At 66.8% G+C, this 17,506-nt stretch carries 17 protein-coding genes; 6 read left to right on the top strand and 11 right to left on the bottom strand.

What is annotated here, in order from left to right; all coding sequences use genetic code 11:
• Positions 1–27: 27 nt before the first annotated feature.
• Positions 28–993 carry a YafY family protein gene (locus ABE464_RS06600; protein ID WP_346471288.1) on the bottom strand — a complete coding sequence of 322 codons (966 nt, stop codon included), beginning with the start codon at positions 991–993 and terminating at the stop codon, positions 28–30.
• Between the two features lie 90 nt (positions 994–1,083).
• On the opposite strand from ABE464_RS06600, the gene ABE464_RS06595 reads away from it, so the two are divergent.
• Positions 1,084–1,695, top strand: a complete 612-nt coding sequence (locus tag ABE464_RS06595) for a hypothetical protein (RefSeq protein ID WP_346471287.1) — start codon at positions 1,084–1,086, stop codon at positions 1,693–1,695.
• 122 nt (positions 1,696–1,817) lie between these two features.
• On the top strand, positions 1,818–2,594 hold the full coding sequence (locus ABE464_RS06590) for a DUF481 domain-containing protein (protein ID WP_346471286.1): 777 nt from the start codon (positions 1,818–1,820) through the stop codon (positions 2,592–2,594).
• Positions 2,595–2,660: 66 nt separating this feature from the next.
• On the opposite strand, the gene hemC is transcribed toward ABE464_RS06590, so the two are convergent.
• From hemC to ABE464_RS06560, 6 genes are all read right to left on the bottom strand, one after another.
• Entirely contained in the window at positions 2,661–3,572 is a 912-nt protein-coding gene (gene hemC, locus ABE464_RS06585; RefSeq protein WP_346471285.1) for a hydroxymethylbilane synthase, read from the bottom strand.
• A 54-nt stretch (positions 3,573–3,626) separates the two neighbouring features.
• A complete protein-coding gene (locus ABE464_RS06580; RefSeq protein WP_346471284.1) occupies positions 3,627–4,355 on the bottom strand; it encodes a LytTR family DNA-binding domain-containing protein in 729 nt (242 codons plus the stop codon).
• Between the two features lie 10 nt (positions 4,356–4,365).
• Complete coding sequence (locus tag ABE464_RS06575) at positions 4,366–5,412, bottom strand: histidine kinase (protein ID WP_346471283.1); 1,047 nt, start codon at positions 5,410–5,412, stop codon at positions 4,366–4,368.
• Positions 5,413–5,416: 4 nt separating this feature from the next.
• Positions 5,417–6,082: a carboxylesterase gene (locus ABE464_RS06570; protein WP_346471439.1), complete on the bottom strand. Its 666-nt coding sequence runs from the start codon at positions 6,080–6,082 to the stop codon at positions 5,417–5,419.
• Positions 6,083–6,156: 74 nt separating this feature from the next.
• The gene (mdoH, locus tag ABE464_RS06565) at positions 6,157–8,064 is read right to left on the bottom strand and encodes a glucans biosynthesis glucosyltransferase MdoH (protein ID WP_346471282.1); all 1,908 of its coding nucleotides are present in this window, start codon (positions 8,062–8,064) and stop codon (positions 6,157–6,159) included.
• A 514-nt stretch (positions 8,065–8,578) separates the two neighbouring features.
• Complete coding sequence (locus ABE464_RS06560) at positions 8,579–8,758, bottom strand: hypothetical protein (protein WP_346471281.1); 180 nt, start codon at positions 8,756–8,758, stop codon at positions 8,579–8,581.
• A 194-nt stretch (positions 8,759–8,952) separates the two neighbouring features.
• Between ABE464_RS06560 and ABE464_RS06555 the strand changes: the two genes are divergently transcribed.
• A complete protein-coding gene (locus ABE464_RS06555; protein WP_346471280.1) occupies positions 8,953–9,342 on the top strand; it encodes a DUF2628 domain-containing protein in 390 nt (129 codons plus the stop codon).
• Between the two features lie 31 nt (positions 9,343–9,373).
• Here ABE464_RS06555 and arsC read toward each other — a convergent pair whose 3' ends face one another.
• Positions 9,374–9,808 (bottom strand): arsenate reductase (glutaredoxin), encoded by a 435-nt coding sequence (arsC, locus tag ABE464_RS06550; RefSeq protein ID WP_346471438.1) that lies wholly within the window; start codon positions 9,806–9,808, stop codon positions 9,374–9,376.
• Between the two features lie 75 nt (positions 9,809–9,883).
• On the opposite strand from arsC, the gene ABE464_RS06545 reads away from it, so the two are divergent.
• Complete coding sequence (locus ABE464_RS06545) at positions 9,884–10,210, top strand: metalloregulator ArsR/SmtB family transcription factor (protein ID WP_346471279.1); 327 nt, start codon at positions 9,884–9,886, stop codon at positions 10,208–10,210.
• A 25-nt stretch (positions 10,211–10,235) separates the two neighbouring features.
• Positions 10,236–11,300, top strand: a complete 1,065-nt coding sequence (gene arsB / locus ABE464_RS06540; RefSeq protein ID WP_346471278.1) for an ACR3 family arsenite efflux transporter — start codon at positions 10,236–10,238, stop codon at positions 11,298–11,300.
• A 126-nt stretch (positions 11,301–11,426) separates the two neighbouring features.
• Here the strand turns inward: arsB and ABE464_RS06535 are convergent, their stop codons facing one another.
• Together ABE464_RS06535 and ABE464_RS06530 are read right to left on the bottom strand one after the other, a co-directional pair.
• A complete protein-coding gene (locus tag ABE464_RS06535) occupies positions 11,427–14,021 on the bottom strand; it encodes a methyl-accepting chemotaxis protein (protein WP_346471277.1) in 2,595 nt (864 codons plus the stop codon).
• Positions 14,022–14,273: 252 nt separating this feature from the next.
• On the bottom strand, positions 14,274–15,740 hold the full coding sequence (locus ABE464_RS06530) for a SulP family inorganic anion transporter (protein ID WP_346471276.1): 1,467 nt from the start codon (positions 15,738–15,740) through the stop codon (positions 14,274–14,276).
• 246 nt (positions 15,741–15,986) lie between these two features.
• Here ABE464_RS06530 and ABE464_RS06525 point away from each other — a divergent pair, with 246 nt between their 5' ends.
• Positions 15,987–16,286 (top strand): putative quinol monooxygenase, encoded by a 300-nt coding sequence (locus ABE464_RS06525; protein WP_346471275.1) that lies wholly within the window; start codon positions 15,987–15,989, stop codon positions 16,284–16,286.
• A gap of 37 nt (positions 16,287–16,323) precedes the next feature.
• Here ABE464_RS06525 and ABE464_RS06520 read toward each other — a convergent pair whose 3' ends face one another.
• Positions 16,324–17,376: a DUF5694 domain-containing protein gene (locus ABE464_RS06520; protein ID WP_346471274.1), complete on the bottom strand. Its 1,053-nt coding sequence runs from the start codon at positions 17,374–17,376 to the stop codon at positions 16,324–16,326.
• Positions 17,377–17,506 lie beyond the last annotated feature (130 nt).

The following is a 17,506-nucleotide window of genomic DNA, read 5'->3' as shown; positions in this document are numbered from 1 at the left end:
GCATGAGCCGATGCCGGCGTGGCCCGCTTACTCGTAACTGGTCAGCGCCAGCGCGAGCAGGGCTTTGGCCTGTTCGCGCAGCATCACCGGCTCGACGATTTCCGCATCCGAGCCGTAATGCAGCACGTCCATCAGCAGCTCGCGCGAGACGCTGTAAGGCAGTTTCAGCTCGTAGCGGCCATCGGACAGGAAGCGGCCCTGCTGCTTGGAATGCCAATGCTCATCGGCCACCCAGCGTGCGGCCTTGGCACTGAACACGATCGTGGCCCAGCCCTTGGGCGGCCCGGAGAAGATGCCGTAGCTGGCGCCCAGCTGCTCGTCCAGCTCGGTCTCGTCCACATCGCGCGCGGTGGTATCGATCACGCGTGCCTTGTAGATGCGGTCCACCGCGAAACTGCGCAGGCCCTCGCGGCCGTGGTCCCACGCATCCAGATACCAGTTGTCGCGGTAGTGGGTCATGCGCTGCGGCGACACGGTGCGCTGGGTCGCCTCATCGGTGGAGCGGGCCCGGTACTCGAAGGCCAGCTGCTTGCGCTCCAGCACCGCCGAAGCCACTGCGCGGAAGCTGGCTTCATCGAACTTGCGGCCCCGGTGCGGAATCACCCGGACCCGGTCGACCGGCCAGGTCGAGACGCCAGCCTGTGCCGCCAGCAGGCCTTCGATGCGCTGCTGCAGCGGGGCCAGCACCGAGGACAGCACGCCACCGCCGGTGCGCGAGAGCAGATGCTGGGAGGCCAGCAGCGCGTGCAGCTCTTCCGAGCTGAGCCACAGGCCCGGCAGCTCGAAGCGGTCGCTTTCGTCGGCCTGGTAGCGGAAGCCTGCCTCGCCATCGCCTTCCACCGGCGCCATCAGCGCGTCGCGCAGGAAGGCCAGGTCGCGGTAGACAGTCGCGCGGGAACACTCCAGTTTTTCCTGCAGTGCCGCCACCGTTACCGGGTAACGGGCGGACTTGAGCAGGCGATGCAGGGCGTTGATGCGTTCATATCGGTCCATGACCCGATTATGTCCGAGTCGCCGTCGTTGTGGCGGCTTCGGCTGCATCTTCGGCTATCGTGGGGCCCCCACCGCCTGCTGCCGCCCGCCATGCGCCTGTTGCCCGCCCTTGCCCTGTCTGCTGCCGCCCTGCTGCTGGGGGGCTGTGGGCGAACTGAAACGCCGGCGGCCGCCGTGCCTGCCGCAACGGCACCGGCGGCCGATCCGGTCGGTACCGTACTGGCGGCCAGCCAGCGCTTCGGCCAGCTGCGCAGCTTCCATGCGGTGATGAAGATGCAGGGCCCGCGCGCCGTGGAGGCGCAGATGGACTATGTGGCCCCGGACCGCTATCGGCTGATCACCGACGATGGCCCACAGACCATCATCGGCGGCACGTTCTTCCTGCAGCGTGCCGGCGAAGTGCGCCAGATTCCCGTGCCCGAAGGCATGCTGGCCCAGTGGCGCAACCCGCTGCCGGCCGATCTGCAGCCCGCGCAGCTGACGGTGCGCGATCTTGGCGAGGACCGCGCCGGCGGCCAGCGCGCCCATAAATACGAGGTGCGCCACGCCACCGCGGCGCCCGACGGCCTGCTGTACTGGGTCAATGCACAGGGCCTGCCGGTGCAGATCGAGCGCAAGGGCGAGACCAACGGCCAGGCGTTCCGCATCACCGTTACCTACTCGCGCTTCGACGACGCCTCACTGCGCATCGATGTTCCCTGAACAGGGATCAAGGCCGAACGGGTCCTAAAGCCGGGGCCCGCGGCCGAATGTGACGCAGAACGCATCAAGTATCATCCCCCCCTTGTTGTCCCTCCCCCTTGTCCGATCACGGAGAACCGTTGATGTCCCTGCGCGTTTCGTTGCTTGTTCCCCTGCTGCTCTGCGCCCCGGCGGTTTATGCACAGGACGTTGCCGAACTGGCGGCGATGACCTCCCCCTGGAGCGGCAGTGGCGGTGAACTGGGCTTTGCCTCGGCCCGCGGCAACAGCAATACCGAGAGCTTCAACGGTCGTCTGCGCCTGCGCTACACCGACGATGACTGGGTGCACAGCATGGACCTGTTCGGCCTGCGCTCACGCTCGGAATACACCGATACCAACGATGACGGCACCACCATCCGCCGCCGCAACACGACCGCCAACCGCTATACCGGCAGTGCCGGCAGCGCGCTGCAGCTGGGCGAGCACCGCCAGATCACCGCGACGGTGCGATATGAGCGCGACGACTTCGCCACCTACGACCGCCAGAGCTCGTTCGGTCTGGGTTACGGCACCCGGATCATCGACGGCGAGCGCTTCTACATGGATGCGCAGATCGGCCCCGGTGTGCGCCGCACCCACAACACCGAAGACGATGCGACACGTACCGGCCTGATCGGTCGTGGCCTGTTCGATCTCAAGTACACGCTGACCCCGAACACCGACCTGGTGAACACGCTGCTCGTGGAATCGGGTTCGTACAACACCTTCGCGCAGAACGATTTCGGCGTGTCGGTGAGCATGAACGAGCATCTGGCGCTGAAGGCTGGCTGGCAGGCGCGTCACAACAGCGACGTTGCCGAAGACAAGCGCAAGACCGACACGCTGACCACCATGAATGTGGTCTACAAGTTCAAGTAATCGCCGCGGGCGCCTGTGCGCCCGCCGTCTTGAGGTAGTGCCGACCGCTGGCCGGCACTACGCGCCTCAGACCGCGAGCAGTTCCCCGGCACCGGCATCAAGCAGGCCACGTGCCACGCGCTGGCCCAGCGTTTCCGGATCACTGGCCGGGCCACGCGCCTCCGCGCGCACGATGCGGCCATCGGCGACACCGCCGACCAGGCCCTGCAGGAACAGATTCTCGCCTTCCCATTGCGCAAAGCCGGCGACCGGCACATGACAGCTGCCGTGCAGCGCGCGGTTCATGGCGCGCTCGGCTTCCACGCAGGCCCGCGTGTCGGCATCGTCCAGCGCGGCGAACAGCGCCATCACGCCGGCATCCTCGCCGTTGCATTCCACCGTCACCGCGCCCTGCGCCGGCGCCGGCAGCCAGTCTGGTGCCGTCAGTCGCGCCACGATGCGGTTGCCCAGGCCCAGGCGTTCCAGCCCGGCCACCGCCAGCACGATGGCGTCATAGCCACCGTTGTCGAGCTTGGCCAAGCGCGTGTTGACGTTGCCACGCAGGTCCGACAGCTCCAGGTCCGGACGCAGCGCGCGCAGCTGGGCCTGACGGCGCAGCGACGAGGTGCCGACACGCGCGCCGATCGGCAGCGCATCCAGTGAGGCGTACAGGTTGGAGATGAAGCCATCGGCGGCATCGTGGCGGGGCAGCATCGCCGGCAGCGCGAACGGCGCGTCCAGCTCCATCGGCACATCCTTGAGCGAATGCACCGCGCAATCGGCTTCCCCGCGCAGCATCGCCAGTTCCAGCTCCTTGAGGAACAGTCCCTTGCCACCGATCGCCGCCAGCGAGCGGTCCAGCACTTCGTCGCCGCGCGTGCTCAGCGGGATCAGCACCACCTCCAGCCCCGGATGCGCCTCTCGCAGGCGGTCGGCGACGTATTCGCTCTGCCACAGGGCAAGCGGGCTCTTTCGGGTGGCGATGCGCAGGGTCTTCATGCCGCCATTATCGGCGCACAGGGGCATATCGACCAACGGTCGCCTGCCCTCGCGTCACAGGTGCTTGAGGTCCTGCTTGAGGCTGGCCACGCAGCGGCGGCTCACTTCCAGCGGCTCATGCCCGTGCCGAAGCACCGCCTGGACCTGGCCTGCGCCATTTCGTCGCAGCTCCACCAGTTCGTGCCGGGCGACCAGGCAATTGCGATGGATGCGCACGAAACGGTTGCCGAACTCCTCTTCCAGCGACTTCAGCGATTCTTCCAGCAGATCCTCACCGCGGGCATGGTGCACGACCACGTACTTTTCTTCGGCCTGCAGATAGTGGATGTCCTCCACCGGAATCAAGCGCAGGCTGCCACGCAGGCGTGCGCACAGCAGCGTGCGCGCCTGTTGGCTGGCGGCCGTGAGCGGGACGCTGCGGCCGGCGAGGAAGGTGCGGGCCCGCTCCAGTGCAGCGGCCAGGCGCTCGGGACGCACCGGCTTCATCAGGTAATCGATGGCCGCCGCCTCGAACGCGGACAGCGCATGGGCGTCATAGGCGGTGCAGAACACCACGGCCGGGCGCGGCTCGAAGGTGGCCAGGTGGCGGGCCGCCTCCAGTCCATCCAGGCCGGGCATCGCGATATCGAGCAGGACCAGGTCCGGCTGCAGCTCGGCGCAGGCGTGCAGGGCCTGTTCGCCGTTCTCCGCTTCGGCCACGACCTCGATACCGGCCTGGTCGGCCAGCAGGGCACGCAGGCGCTCGCGGGCCAGCGGTTCGTCGTCGGCGATCACCACCTTCAACACAGTTTCCTCACTGGACCGGGACCGTGATTTCGCAAGCATAGTAGCCGTCGGCCCACGCCCCCGTCATCCGCGCGGCCGGGCCGAAGCGCCAGGCCAGGCGATGGGCGATATTGCGCTGCGCGTGGCCGGCCCCCTGCAGCAGCGGCAACCCGCGCGTGGCCGGATCCGGTGCGGGATTGCGCACGCGGATGCGCAGATTCGTCCCGTCACTGGACAGTGCCAGCACGATGGTGCCGCCGGCCGGCACGCGCGAGATACCATGCAGCACGGCGTTTTCCACCAGCGGCTGCAGCACCAGCCGCGGCATCGGCAGTGACCAGGGCAGCGGTTCGTCGCGCAGCCAGATCACCTTCAATCGGTCGCCCAGGCGCAGCGACTCGATCGAGAGATAGCGCTCGGCCAGTTCGCACTCGGCCTGCAGCGTGGAATCGCCATCACCGGCACCGAGCGCGGCGCGGAACAGATCGGACAGATCGAGCACCGCGCGCTCGGCCACGTCCGGATCGCGGCGCAGCAGGCTGGCGATGAGGTTCATGCTGTTGAAGAGGAAATGCGGGCGGATCCGTGCCTGCAGTGCATCGGCCTGCGCACGCGCGTTGGCCAGCATCTGTGCGCTGCCACGGTCACTGACGTAGAAGTAGCGCAACGCCAGCGCTGTGATCAAGGCGGTCATCGCCGCGCTGCCGAGCGTGAACCGCCAGAAGCCCACCGCCTGGGCGAAGCTGCTGCCACCGAGCACGCCATACAGTGCGTGCACGATCGCCGCGCAGGCGCCGGCGATCAGCCCGGTCATCGCCACCACCAGCACCATGCCGGGCACTTCCGGCAGGCGCGAAAGCATCGCGCGCAGACTGCACAGGCTGACCGTCACCGCCAGCGCCAGCCACAGCGCGAAGCCGCTGGCGGACAGGAAATCCGACAGCGTCCAGTGGCGGCTGCCATCGGGTGCCAGCGCCACGACCACCACCACCAGCTCGGCCAACCCCAGCATCGCCGCCAGGCGCGGCAGGCGGCACAGCTCGGGCAACCAGGACTGCTGGCGCGGGTCGTTCATGGCGTCAGGCGGCGAAGCGCGCCTCGAGCCACTCGCCCAGCGCGTGCATTTCTTCCGCACATACCTGGTGGGCCATCGTATAGGTGTGCCACTCCACCGGCAGACCGAGGGTCTCAAGGGTCTGCGCGGTGTCCCGGGCGATCGCCACCGGAATCACCGGATCGTGCGTGCCATGGGCCATGAAGACCGGCACGCTGATCGCCCCGGGCACGCGCGCAGCAGCGGCCTTGGCCGGATCGGGGAGATAGGTCGACAACGCGATCAGCCCGCCCAACGGGCGCGTGCGACGCAGCAGCGCGCTCAGGATCACTGCCCCGCCCTGAGAGAAACCGGCCAGCAGGATCCGTTCGGCCGGAATACCGCGGGCGATCTCGCGCTCGATCAGCAGCTCCAGTTCCACGATGGAGGCGTCCACACCGGCGCTGTCGGCGCGCGAGCGGAAGTCGGCGCTGACGATGTCGTACCAGGCGCGCATCGGCACGCCGTTGTTGATCGTGATCGGCTGCACCGGGGCATGCGGGAACACGAAGCGGATCGCCGGCCAGTGCGGGCGCACCAGTTCGGGCACGATCGGGGCGAAGTCATGGCCATCGGCACCCAGGCCATGCAGCCACAGCACCGACCACTGCGGGTCGGCGCCGGTTTCGTTTTCCACGGTATCCAGCATCAGGCGGCTCCAGTACGTTCAAGCCGCATTATGACCGCGCCCCAGCGCAATGGGGGGCGATGCCCGGAGTGCCGTGATCAGACGGCGGGGTGTGCCTCGGCGGCGGCCCGGCGCAGCTCGGCCGCGCGCACCAGCACCTTGGGCGGTGCCGATTCTTCGGGAATCTCCATCAGCCCGAGCCGGTGCATCCAGACGCCGGCGCTGCGCGAGGACGTGAAGCCGACCACCGGAATCGCCAGCACCATGCCGATCACTACCGGGGCCATCCATGCCGCCAACGAAGGCGAGACGGCGTAGGCCAGCACTCCCATGAACAGTCCGAACACGCTCAAGCCACCATAGCCGCGCGCCAACGCCGACCAGGACACGCCGCCATCGTCGCGCTGCTGCGCGTCCCAGCCCGAGTCCTTGCCGGCCAGCACTTCGGCCACACCGCGCGACTGCACGTACATCACCACCGGCGCCATCAGCGCGGCGAGGATGGTCTCCAGCAGCATCGAGATGAAGGCGCGGATCGTGCCGCCGCAGCCACGGCGCTCGACCGGTTCCAGCAACATCGCCAGATAGCCCAGCACCTTGGGCGAGAGCAGCACCACCATGGTGATCGCAAACATGCGGATCACCTGCGTCTCATCCTGGTGGCGCCAGTAAACGCCCGGCGAGAGATGCAGCACTTCGTTGATGTCGATGCCGCCCTGGAACAAGGGAATGGCGATGCCGATCAGCATCAGCATCGCCCACATCGGCGCGGTGAAGTAATGCCCGATGCCGACCAGCATGTGCATGCGGCTGACCCAGTGCAGGCCTTTTGAGCCGACGATCTTGGCGTGCTGCAGATTGCCCTGGCACCAGCGGCGATCGCGCACCAGCAGGTCGGTCAGGGTTGGCGGGCCTTCCTCATAGCTGCCTTTGAGGTACGGCACCATATGGGTGGCCCAGCCGCCACGGCGCATCAGCGCCGCTTCGACGAAATCGTGGCTGAGCACATGCCCACCGAACGGCTCTTTGCCCGGCAGCGACGGCAGGCCGGCCTGTTCGGCGAACGCCTGGGTGCGGATGATCGCGTTGTGGCCCCAGTAGTTGCTCTCCGCGCCATGCCACCAGGCCACGCCGCGGCCGATTACCGGACCGTACACGCGCCCGCCGAACTGCTGCATGCGGGCAAACAGGGTGCGTCCGCCGACCACCGCCGGCAGGGTCTGGATCAGCCCGACATCCGGGTTGTGCTCCATGCCGGCGACCAGGCGCACGATGGTGTCGCCGGTCATCAGGCTGTCGGCATCCAGGATCAGCATTTGCGGGTAGGCGCCGCCGAAACGACGGACCCAATCGGCGATGTTGCCGGCCTTGCGCCCGCTGTTGTCGCCGCGGCGACGGTAGAAGATGCGGTCATGGCCGCCCACTGCATCGCACAGCGCGTGGAAGGCTTCTTCTTCGGCCTGCCCGATGTCATCGCGGCGGGTATCGCTGAGCACATAGAAATCGAAGTTTTCCAGTTGGCCCGTCTCGGCCACCGACTCATAGATCGCCTGCAGGCCCGCCAAGAGCCGACGCGGGTCCTCGTTGTAGGTGGGCATCAGCAGCGCGGTGCGCGTGTGCACGGTCGGCAGCGGCGCATCCGGATCGATCCCCAGCTTGTAACCACGATCGAATACCGCGGTCAGAAAGCCGGCCACGGCCCCGGCAAAGGACAGCGCGATCCACGCGAACAGGCCCACGAACAGTACCAGCAGGCAGGCTTCCAGCACGCTGATGCCGTTGACGGCCAGTACCTTCCACATCATCCGGCTGGCGGCGGCGGTCATCGCCGCGGTGCCACCCAGGATGTAGAAGCGGCGCAGGCCGATCATCCGCGGCGCGGTGCGCTGCCGGCGGACCTGCAGCTCGCCTTCCTGGAGGGACTGCTCGGGCATCGGCAACGGCGACTCGGCCGGCAGCGTCGCCCGACCGGCATCCAGTCGGGCGTGGAGGGTCTGGGTACTCATGCGCGGTATCCCTGTGCAGGGCGTGCCAGGCCGGAGATGCAAGATGCGCAAAGGGGCGTCCTGAGCCCGGCGCGCGCGATGGCGCGCATTCGTCCTGTCGGTGCGGGCCGATCACCGGCACGCCGCTGTTGTCTGTGACTCCCGGAACCCACGAACTCTCCAACCGACTTAAGACGAAAAATGCGGCTCAGTCTATGGCGCGAATTGTAAGGTGGGTGCGAAGGTTTCACCGGTGATTTCTCCGCATTCAGCTTTTGGATCGAGCCAAGTGGGCAGCCCCCGGGACAACGGAGGCGCAGGCCCTGTGCCGTGGGCCTTTCCCCATTCATCTTACAGAGGATCCTGTTGGCCCACGACAGGCCCAGGAAGGTAAACCTTACGCCTGTCCCCTATGCGGCAGGTGCCGACATTGCGCAGCTCATCCGTCCGCCAGGCATGGCGGCGGCCCCGGAGTCGAGGCAGCAGGACGAGGGAAGCAGGTCGCCAAGCCGAAAGCTCGGCGAGGTCCATCCGCTCAGATGGTGGGCGCGGCGATGGCCAGGTCGGCATCAACCGGCAGGCGCGACAGCGCGCGCGCGCTCACCTGCGAGAACTGCAGCTGGGCGAGCAGATGCTGCGCCTGGGTGGCCACCGGACACGGCGCAATCTGCGGTCCTGCCTGGGGGCGCTCGGGGGTCATTACATCAGTGGACATGGAATGGCATCTCGTTGACGTCGCATTGCCCGCGGGGCTTCCGGCCGCGCGGATTGCGCACCCTATCGGAAAACCGGGACGAATGTGTGACGGTGCGCGCAGTGCCTGCTGGAGGGGGTGGAATGCGCGGAAAAATTGGCGCTTCTGTAGGTCGCCCCGCTATCATGTAATCGTTTTCAAACAACGATTCGGATATGGATTCCAACACTGCTTCCCCCTTCAGCCCCAAGTGGCAGTTCCGCTTCAACTTCTTCGAACAGCACGGCGCCCCCAATTCGCCGGGTTTCAAGACCGCGTTCAAAACGTTGACGTTCGGCCAGAAGATCAAGGTCAACTTCAACTTCTTCGCGCTGTTCTTCAGCTGGATCTACCTGCTGATCCTGGGCATGTGGCGCAAGGCGCTCACCATCCTGGGCATTACCCTCGTGCTGATGGTGATCGTGGCGTTCCTGCCGGACGTGGTCGGCCGGGCGATCGGCATGGCCTGGTCGGTGTTGATCGCGCTGACGACCAACTACTCGTACTACCTGGAAAAGGTGAAGGGCGACACCAGCTGGAACCCCTTTGCCGGCATGCGCTGGTAAGTACTGCGCACGCCTGGATGAAGAAGCCCGGTCACTGACCGGGCTTTTTTGTGCCGCGCCGGCCGTGGGCGTCGATCACCACCTCCCCATCTTCTTTGCGGAACGGCGCCTGCACCGGCGGCAGGATCTCCAGCACGGTCTCCGAGGGTCGCGCCAGGCGCACCCCCAGTTCGGTCTGCACGAAGGGCCGGTTGATCAGGATCGGATGGGCCAGCATCGCATCCAGCAGTTGGGTGTCCTCCAGCGTTGGATCGGCCAGACCCAGTTCGGCGTAGGGGGTCCCTTTCTGGCGCAGCGCGTCGCGGACCTGAAGGCCGGCGGCGGAAATCAGTTCGATCAAGCGCTCGCGATCCGGCGGATCGCGCAGGTACTCCACTACCTCCGGCGCCACGCCAGCATGGCGCATCAGTGCGAGCACATTGCGCGAGGTCGCGCAGGCCGGGTTGTGATAGATCACGGCCTTCATGCGTGGTTGCCCATCGGGTTGTGGCAGCAAGGACATGAGGCTGCTCCGGCTTAATTGTTCGACTATTCTAGAAACATGGAACACAACACTGCAACCCACGCCCTTGCCGCCCTGGGTCATAACACCCGCCTGAGCGTTTTCCGCCTGCTGGTCCAGGCCGGCCAGGGTGGTCGGTTGGCCGGAGAAATCGCCGCCGACCTCGGCCTTCCCGGTGCCACGCTGTCCTTCCACCTCAAGGAACTGAGCGCGGCGGGCCTGGTCGGCGCCGAGTCGCGCGGGCGCAGCATCTGCTACCGCGCCGACTTCGAGGCGATGAATGGCCTGATCAGCTACCTCACCGAGAACTGCTGTGCCGGCGAGGCGGACTGCGGTCCCGCCGGCCAATGCGCGCCGTCGTGCTGATCCGTTGACTGCCGGGCCCATCGCGATGACCACACGTCCCACCTCCCGCCTGTCCTTTCTGGACCGCTGGCTTACCCTGTGGATCTTCGCGGCGATGGCGCTCGGCGTGGTGCTGGGCACCGTCTTCGATGGCCTGCCCGCCGCGCTGGACGCGATGACCATCGGCGGTACCAACCTGCCGATCGCAGCTGGTCTTATCCTGATGATGTACCCGCCCCTGGCCAAGGTGAAGTACGAGGCGCTGCCCGCCGTCTTCGCCGACAAGCGCGTGCTGGCGCTGTCGCTGCTGCAAAACTGGGTGGTGGGACCGATGCTGATGTTCGCGCTGGCCGCGCTGTTCCTCCACGACCGGCCGGAGTACATGACCGGGCTGATCCTGATCGGTCTGGCCCGTTGCATCGCGATGGTGCTGGTCTGGAACCAGCTCGCGCGCGGCGACAATCAGTACGTGGCAGGCCTGGTCGCGTTCAACTCCCTGTTCCAGATCGCCTTCTTCAGCGTCTATGCGTGGCTGTTTCTGACCGTGCTGCCGCCGCTGTTCGGGTTACAGCGCAGCGTGATCGATGTCAGCACCTGGACGATTGCCGGTGCGGTGCTGGTGTATCTGGGCATTCCCTTTGCGGCGGGCTATCTGGGGCGACGCCTGCTGCTGCGCGTGCGCGGGGCCGACTGGTACGAAACGCGCTTCCTGCCCGCCATCAGCCCGATCACCTTGGTCGCGCTGCTGTTCACCATCATTGCGATGTTCAGCCTCAAAGGCGGCGATCTGGTGCGCATCCCCCTGGATGCGGTACGCATCGCCATCCCACTGACGATCTACTTCTTCGTGCAGTTCCTGCTGAGCTTCTTCATGGGCCGCTGGATCGCACGCGACTATCCGCGCACCACCGCCATCGCCTTCACCGCAACGGGCAACAACTTCGAACTGGCCATCGCCGTGGCGATTGCCGCCTTCGGCCTGGGCTCACCGGTTGCATTCGCTGCCGTGATCGGGCCCTTGGTGGAGGTGCCGGTGTTGATCGTACTGGTCCATCTGGCGCTGCGCCTCGGACGCCGCTGCTTCAATGAGACCGCCGCACTCCCCCATTGAAACGAATCGAGCCTGTTGAAGTACCCGGCATACGCGCCGGGCACCGTCTGCTGGCTTACATCAACGCCCGACGTACCACCGCGATGGGGCGCGCCGACCAACCAGAGTAATCGGCAGGAGCCGGCCTCAGAACGTCTGCCACTCCTCGCCCGCCACCGCCGCCACCGGTAGGCGCGAGGCACCGCGCGCAGGCGCACTACGACGCGCTGGTGCGGCCGCCGTGCCCGGATGGGCCTGCAGCCGGAAGATCGCCACCGCCGTGCCCAGCTGCTGCGCCTGCTCTTCCATCGCACGCGCCGCCGCCGTGGCTTCCTCGACCAGCGCGGCATTCTGCTGGGTGGTTTCATCCATCTGAGTGATGGTCTGGTTGACCTGCTCGATGCCGGCGGACTGCTCCTTCGACGCCGCCGAAATCTCGGCCATGATGTCGTTGACCCGACGCACGCCGGTCACGATCTCTTCCATGGTGCGGCCGGCGGTCTGGACCAGCGCCGAGCCCGCGCTCACCTGGGTGACCGAATCGTCGATCAGCCCCTTGATCTCCTTTGCCGCACCGGCCGAGCGCTGCGCCAGCGCGCGCACCTCCGTGGCGACCACGGCAAAACCGCGTCCCTGCTCGCCCGCACGCGCCGCTTCCACTGCGGCGTTCAGGGCCAGGATGTTGGTCTGGAATGCGATGCCGTCGATCACCGAGATGATCTCGGCGATCCGCTTGGAGGACGCCTCGATCCCGGCCATGGTGGTCACCACCTTGCCGACCACCTCACCACCCTTGGACGCCACGTCGGCGGCGCCAGCGGCGAGCTGGTTCGCCTGCACCGCATGGTCTGCGTTCTGCCGCACGGTGGAGGTCAGTTCCTCCATCGAGGCGGCGGTTTCTTCCAGGCTGGCGGCCTGCTGTTCGGTACGGCGCGACAGGTCGCTGTTGCCTGCGGCAATCTCACCGGCGGCGAGGTTGATGCTGCCGGTGGCCTGCTGGATGCGGCCGACGATGTCGGTCAGCTGCACCACGGTGGTGTTGGCATCATCACGCATCCGCGCGAACACGCCGTGGAAGTCACCCTGCATGCGCGCGGTGAGATCGCCGGCGGCGATCGCACGCAGCAACGCGGAAATCTGCTGCAGGTTGTCGTCGCTGACCTGCATCATCGTGTTGAGGTTCTCGACCATCACGCGGAAATCGTGGTTGAAGCGCACCACGTCGCCACGCTGGCTGAAGTCGCCCATCGCCGCAGCGCTGGCCAGATCGCCGATCTGGGTGTTGATGGCGCGCAGGTTGGCCTTGGTCGTATCCATCGCGGCGGTAAAAGCAGCCTGCTCGCCGGGCAGGCGATCCATGTCCTGGCTCAGGTCACCGACCGCATAGCGCTGCATCACCTCGACCAGGCGACGCGTCACCGCGATGTTGGCGCCCACCAGCTGGTTGGTGTCTTCCACCATCTTGCCGTACTCGCCCGGGAACGTCTGCGCGTCCATCCGGTAGCTCAGCTCGCCCGCCTCGTGGCGCTGGGCCATCTCGCCCTTCGCGGCCATCACGGCACGCAGCTGGCTGCGCATGCGCTGCATCGATTCGAGCAGCCGGCCGACTTCGTCATTACGCGCGGGCGGCAGCGGCGTATCCAGACGACCCTCGGCCACGTCGGCCGACAGACGGACCGCATCGGCCAGCGGGCGGATCGCCTGCCGGCGCAGCAGCACATACACGCTGCCACTGAGCACCAGTGCCGCACCCAGGCCAACGGCCAGGATGATCCACAGCAGCGCGCGCGCCTGCGCGGTGATCAGCGCATGCGGCACGATCACCCCCAGCGCGAAATGCTCCTGGCTGCCGCCGATACGCAGCGGCACGTAGGTTTTCACATCGCCCGCCGCATCCGGCTCGAAGGCGTCAAATGTCTTGCCAGCCTTGACCGCCGCCAGTACCTGCGTGGTCAGCGCATCCTCGCGACGCTTGCCGATCTCGTTCGGATCCTTCGCAGCCAGCACGATGCCACCGGGTGAGATCAGTTCAACGTGGCCTTCGCCCATCGGGCGCAACGCGGCCAGGTGCTTCTGCAAGGCGGCCAGCGCGAAGTCCACCGTCACCGCGCCAACGAACGTCCCCGCATCGATCACCGGGGTGGAGAGCGTGGTCATCAGCACCTTCTGCCCGCCGATTTCATAGGTGTACGGTTCGGCCACGGTCTGCCGCTTGAGCGCCTTTGGCTTGAGATACCAGTCGCCATCGCCAGGCACGTCATAGCCGGTCAGCGCATCCTGCATCGGTGCACCGTCGTGCCAGGCCCAGTAGCTCATGAACCGGCCGGTGTCATCGTGCGCCTCGGCACCGACGAACTCGGCATCCTTGCCATCGAAGGCATCGGGCTCCCACAACGTGCCAAAACCCACCCACTCCGGGTGCACCTTCACCTGCTGGTGGATCACCGCGGACACCGTCGCCCGCGACAGCGTGCCAGCAGCCCGCTGTACCAGCAGGTTCTGTGCGAGCGCCTGGCTGGTGGCGAAAGCGTTGGACAGATCACCGCTCACCCGCAGCGCCTCGGCCTGGGCCTCGCTCTGCATGGTGTGACGGGAGGCATCGACCAGCGACGCACTGGCTTCGCGGTAGCTGATGGCGGCGGTGACACCGAAGCAGAGCATGGCGATCAACGCCGTACCCAACATCAGTCGGTTGGCGATGCTGCCGGGGCGCTTGGACGCAGTGGGGCGGGACACGGACATGGGGGGCGGTTCCGGAATAAGGGCATACCGGCGGACGCAGTCATGCGCCGCCACGGAAACACGCAGTCCATTGCGGGCCGGCACGCGCGCGGTGCAATCACGGCGCGGCCAGCGGAAGTCGGGGATCGATGCCACCACCCCGCCCTGTGGAGATACCGCCTGCAGGCACCGCGACGGTGCCTGCCCAGAGAGGGGACTCAGTTGGATAACGGCGCCACGCCTGCGATGTTTAGCGCCGCTTCCTGACCGTGTTCAGTGACCACCGACGCCGTGATCGCCCCGCCCCAGCCGCTCCACCAATGTCTGGCTGGCCGCGTTGAGCCCGATCACCTCCACCTGCGCTCCCCGCGCGCGCAGCTTGCCGGTCACGCGCTCCAGCGCGCCCACTGCGCTCAGGTCCCAGAAGTGCGCCCGGGTCAGATCGATCACCACGCGTTCGGGCACCCGCAGCAGATCGAAGGCCGCCGCGAATTGCCCCGCCGAGGCAAAGAACACCTGGCCGCTCACGGTGTACACGCGGGTGCCCTCGGCTGTTTCGGCATCGGCGATGTCCAGCATCCGGCCCACCTTGCGGGCGAAGAACAGCGCCGACAGCAGCACCCCGGTCAGCACCCCCTTGGCCAGATCGTGCGTGGCCACGGTCACAACCACCGTGCCCAGCATCACCACCGAGGAACTTTTCGGATGCCGCCGGAACTCGGCAAACGAGCGCCAGTGGAAGGTGCCGATGCTGACCATGATCATCACCGCGACCAGTGCGGCCATCGGAATCTGCCGGACCCAGTCCGCGCCGTAGACCACCAGCAGCAGCAACAGCACACCCGCCACCAGACAGGACAACCGACCACGGCCGCCGGAGGACACGTTGATCACCGACTGCCCGATCATCGCGCAGCCACCCATGCCACCGAACAGCCCGGCAGTGATGTTGGCCAGGCCCTGCCCGGCACACTCGCGGTTACGCTGGCTGGGGGTGTCGGTCATGTCTTCCACGATCTGCGCGGTCATCATCGACTCGAGCAAACCGACGACCGCCAGCGTGGCCGACACGGGCAACAGGATGCGCAGCGTCTCCCAGGTGAGCGGCACGTCCGGCAACAGGAAGGTGGGCAGGCTGTCCGGCAGCGCCCCCATGTCCCCTACGGTGCGGATGTCCAGGCCGAGCCAGATCGACAGCGCGGTCAGCACCACGATTGCCACCAGTGGTGAGGGCACTGCCCGGGTCAGCAATGGCAGTAGATAGATGATCGCCAATCCGGCCGCGCAGACCGCATAGACCGTCCATGGCATCCCGATCAGCTCGGGCAACTGCGCCAGGAAAATCAGGATGGCCAGTGCGTTGACGAAGCCGGTGATCACCGAGCGCGAGACGAAGCGCATGAGTGCACCGAGCTTGAGCGCGCCGGCGACGATCTGCAGCAGTCCGGCCAGAATCGTGGCGGCCAACAGGTACTGCAGGCCGTGGTCGCGGACCAGATCGACCATCACCAGCGCCATCGCGCCGGTGGCCGCGGAGATCATGCCCGGCCGGCCGCCGGCGATGGCGGTGACCACCGCGATGCAGAACGAAGCGTACAAGCCGACCTTGGGGTCGACCCCGGCAATGATGGAAAACGCAATCGCTTCGGGAATCAGCGCGAGGGCGACCACGGCACCGGACAGCAGATCACCGCGGATGTTGCCAAGCCATTGCTGGCGCAGCGGATAGGACACAGACATGGACAGACTCCACGCACCGGCGATCCGCACGGCGCGTTGTGTGATGAAGACAAGGCACTCCCTGAGCCAGCGCAAGGGCCGGCGCGTCGTCAACGCGGTATCAGGGTGGCGTCATCACACGGCGACCGGAACAGGAGGGGCGCGCAGGATACCGCAGGGCGACAGGGTCCTCAAACGGGCGGCCATTGACCGGCCGTGGCGGCGTCGCGCAGGATGCGCGCACCCTCCCTGCCCCGGAATGCATCCATGTACGGTTTGATCGGCAAGATGTTGACCGCGCCCGGCCAGCGCGACGCGGTCATCGCGATCCTGCTGGAGGGCACCAGCGCAATGCCGGGCTGCTGCAGCTACGTAGTGGCGCGCGACCCGACCGCGGCGGAGGCAATCTGGGTGACCGAGGTGTGGGACAGCCAGGAACTGCACCGCGCCTCGCTGGCGCTGCCGGCCGTGCAGGCGGCGATCGCGAAGGCCCGACCGATGATCACGGGATTCGGCGAGCGGTTTGAGACCGAGCCGGTGGGTGGACAGGGGCTGGCGCAAGGATAAGGCAACACGGATCAAGGCCGGCCGGTGTCCCCCCCGCCTACTTCAACACTGCCTGCGTGTCGGCGATATCCACCCCGGAGATCTGCCCCAGCCAACCATCGAACCACGGCTTGTGCGAGGCGCCAACGATGGAGAGGACTCGGGAGCCGGGGTGATCGCGCACCACTTCAAGCACATTGGCGATCATGCGCAGGTTGCGGATTTCCCAGCCCTGCACCCAGATCTGGGGATAGTGCTGCGGCGACACGGCAGCCAGTGTCTGGCTCACGTTGGACTCGGCGAGCACCTGCAGCGCCACGGGATCGTTGACGCTGCGATACAGCCCGAGCACGTCGTTGGAGGCGATGAAGGCCGCTTCGCGTTCAGCCATAGCATCCAGTGCAGGTCCGTAGGTGCTCCACGCCTGCTGGAGCGCCGTGCCGAATGCCTTGCGATCCGCGATCTGGTGGTTGTCACCGGTGTGGTCGTCGATGGCGTACACACGCTGCTGGCCGAGTCGGGCCGCGAGCACTGCGGCGATCTGATAGCTCTCGTTCTTGCGCGTGCCAAGCTGCTTGAGCAGGTCGACCAGGCTGTCGTCCAGACCATCACCCGCCCGTCGCTCCGCCGCGGGCAGCTGCAGCCACTGCACATAGGCGGACGCCCGCTCGCCAGCGGCAAGGAACAGCGCCGCCAGCTGGCGGCGCTGCGCGGCGGTCGGGGCTTCCGGCCAGGCCGCCAAGGTCGTGTTGACCTGCACGATCGCGGCCGGCACCTCCAAGCCCGTGGCCGCTTTCGCCATGTCCGTGCTGGCGCAGTAATCATTGCCGTAGACCGCCGCATGGCGCGTGGCCAGGTCGCACTGCTCACCGCTGATGGCTTCGATGGTGATGTAGCCGGGCTTGAAGGCTGCGAGCCTGTCCAGCAGCGGATCCAGTGCCTTGGGATCGAGGGCCTCGTGCTCGCTCAGGTGGATGCTGCCCAGCACGAGGATCTCGGTTCGTGGGCCGACCATGTCCTTGTCGAGCGCGGCGAGGTCGACACCGGCGTACGCGGCCGCGGGCAGCAGAAGCGTCAGGCAGGCCGACAGTGTTGAGTAGCGTTGCTTCATCATCCAGAGCCTGAGCGGGGTGTTGCTGGATGTTTTAGCACCGCACCTGCGCGGGGACACCTGCCCAATGGCAGGGTGACGAAAGGCGTCTGCCATTTCCAGGATATGAGCGTCACCACACAGTTTTCCA

The organism is Stenotrophomonas sp. TWI587 (assembly GCF_039674145.1).
Taxonomy (GTDB): domain Bacteria; phylum Pseudomonadota; class Gammaproteobacteria; order Xanthomonadales; family Xanthomonadaceae; genus Stenotrophomonas; species Stenotrophomonas maltophilia_AY.
This window is presented reverse-complemented; position numbering and strand designations above follow the sequence as displayed.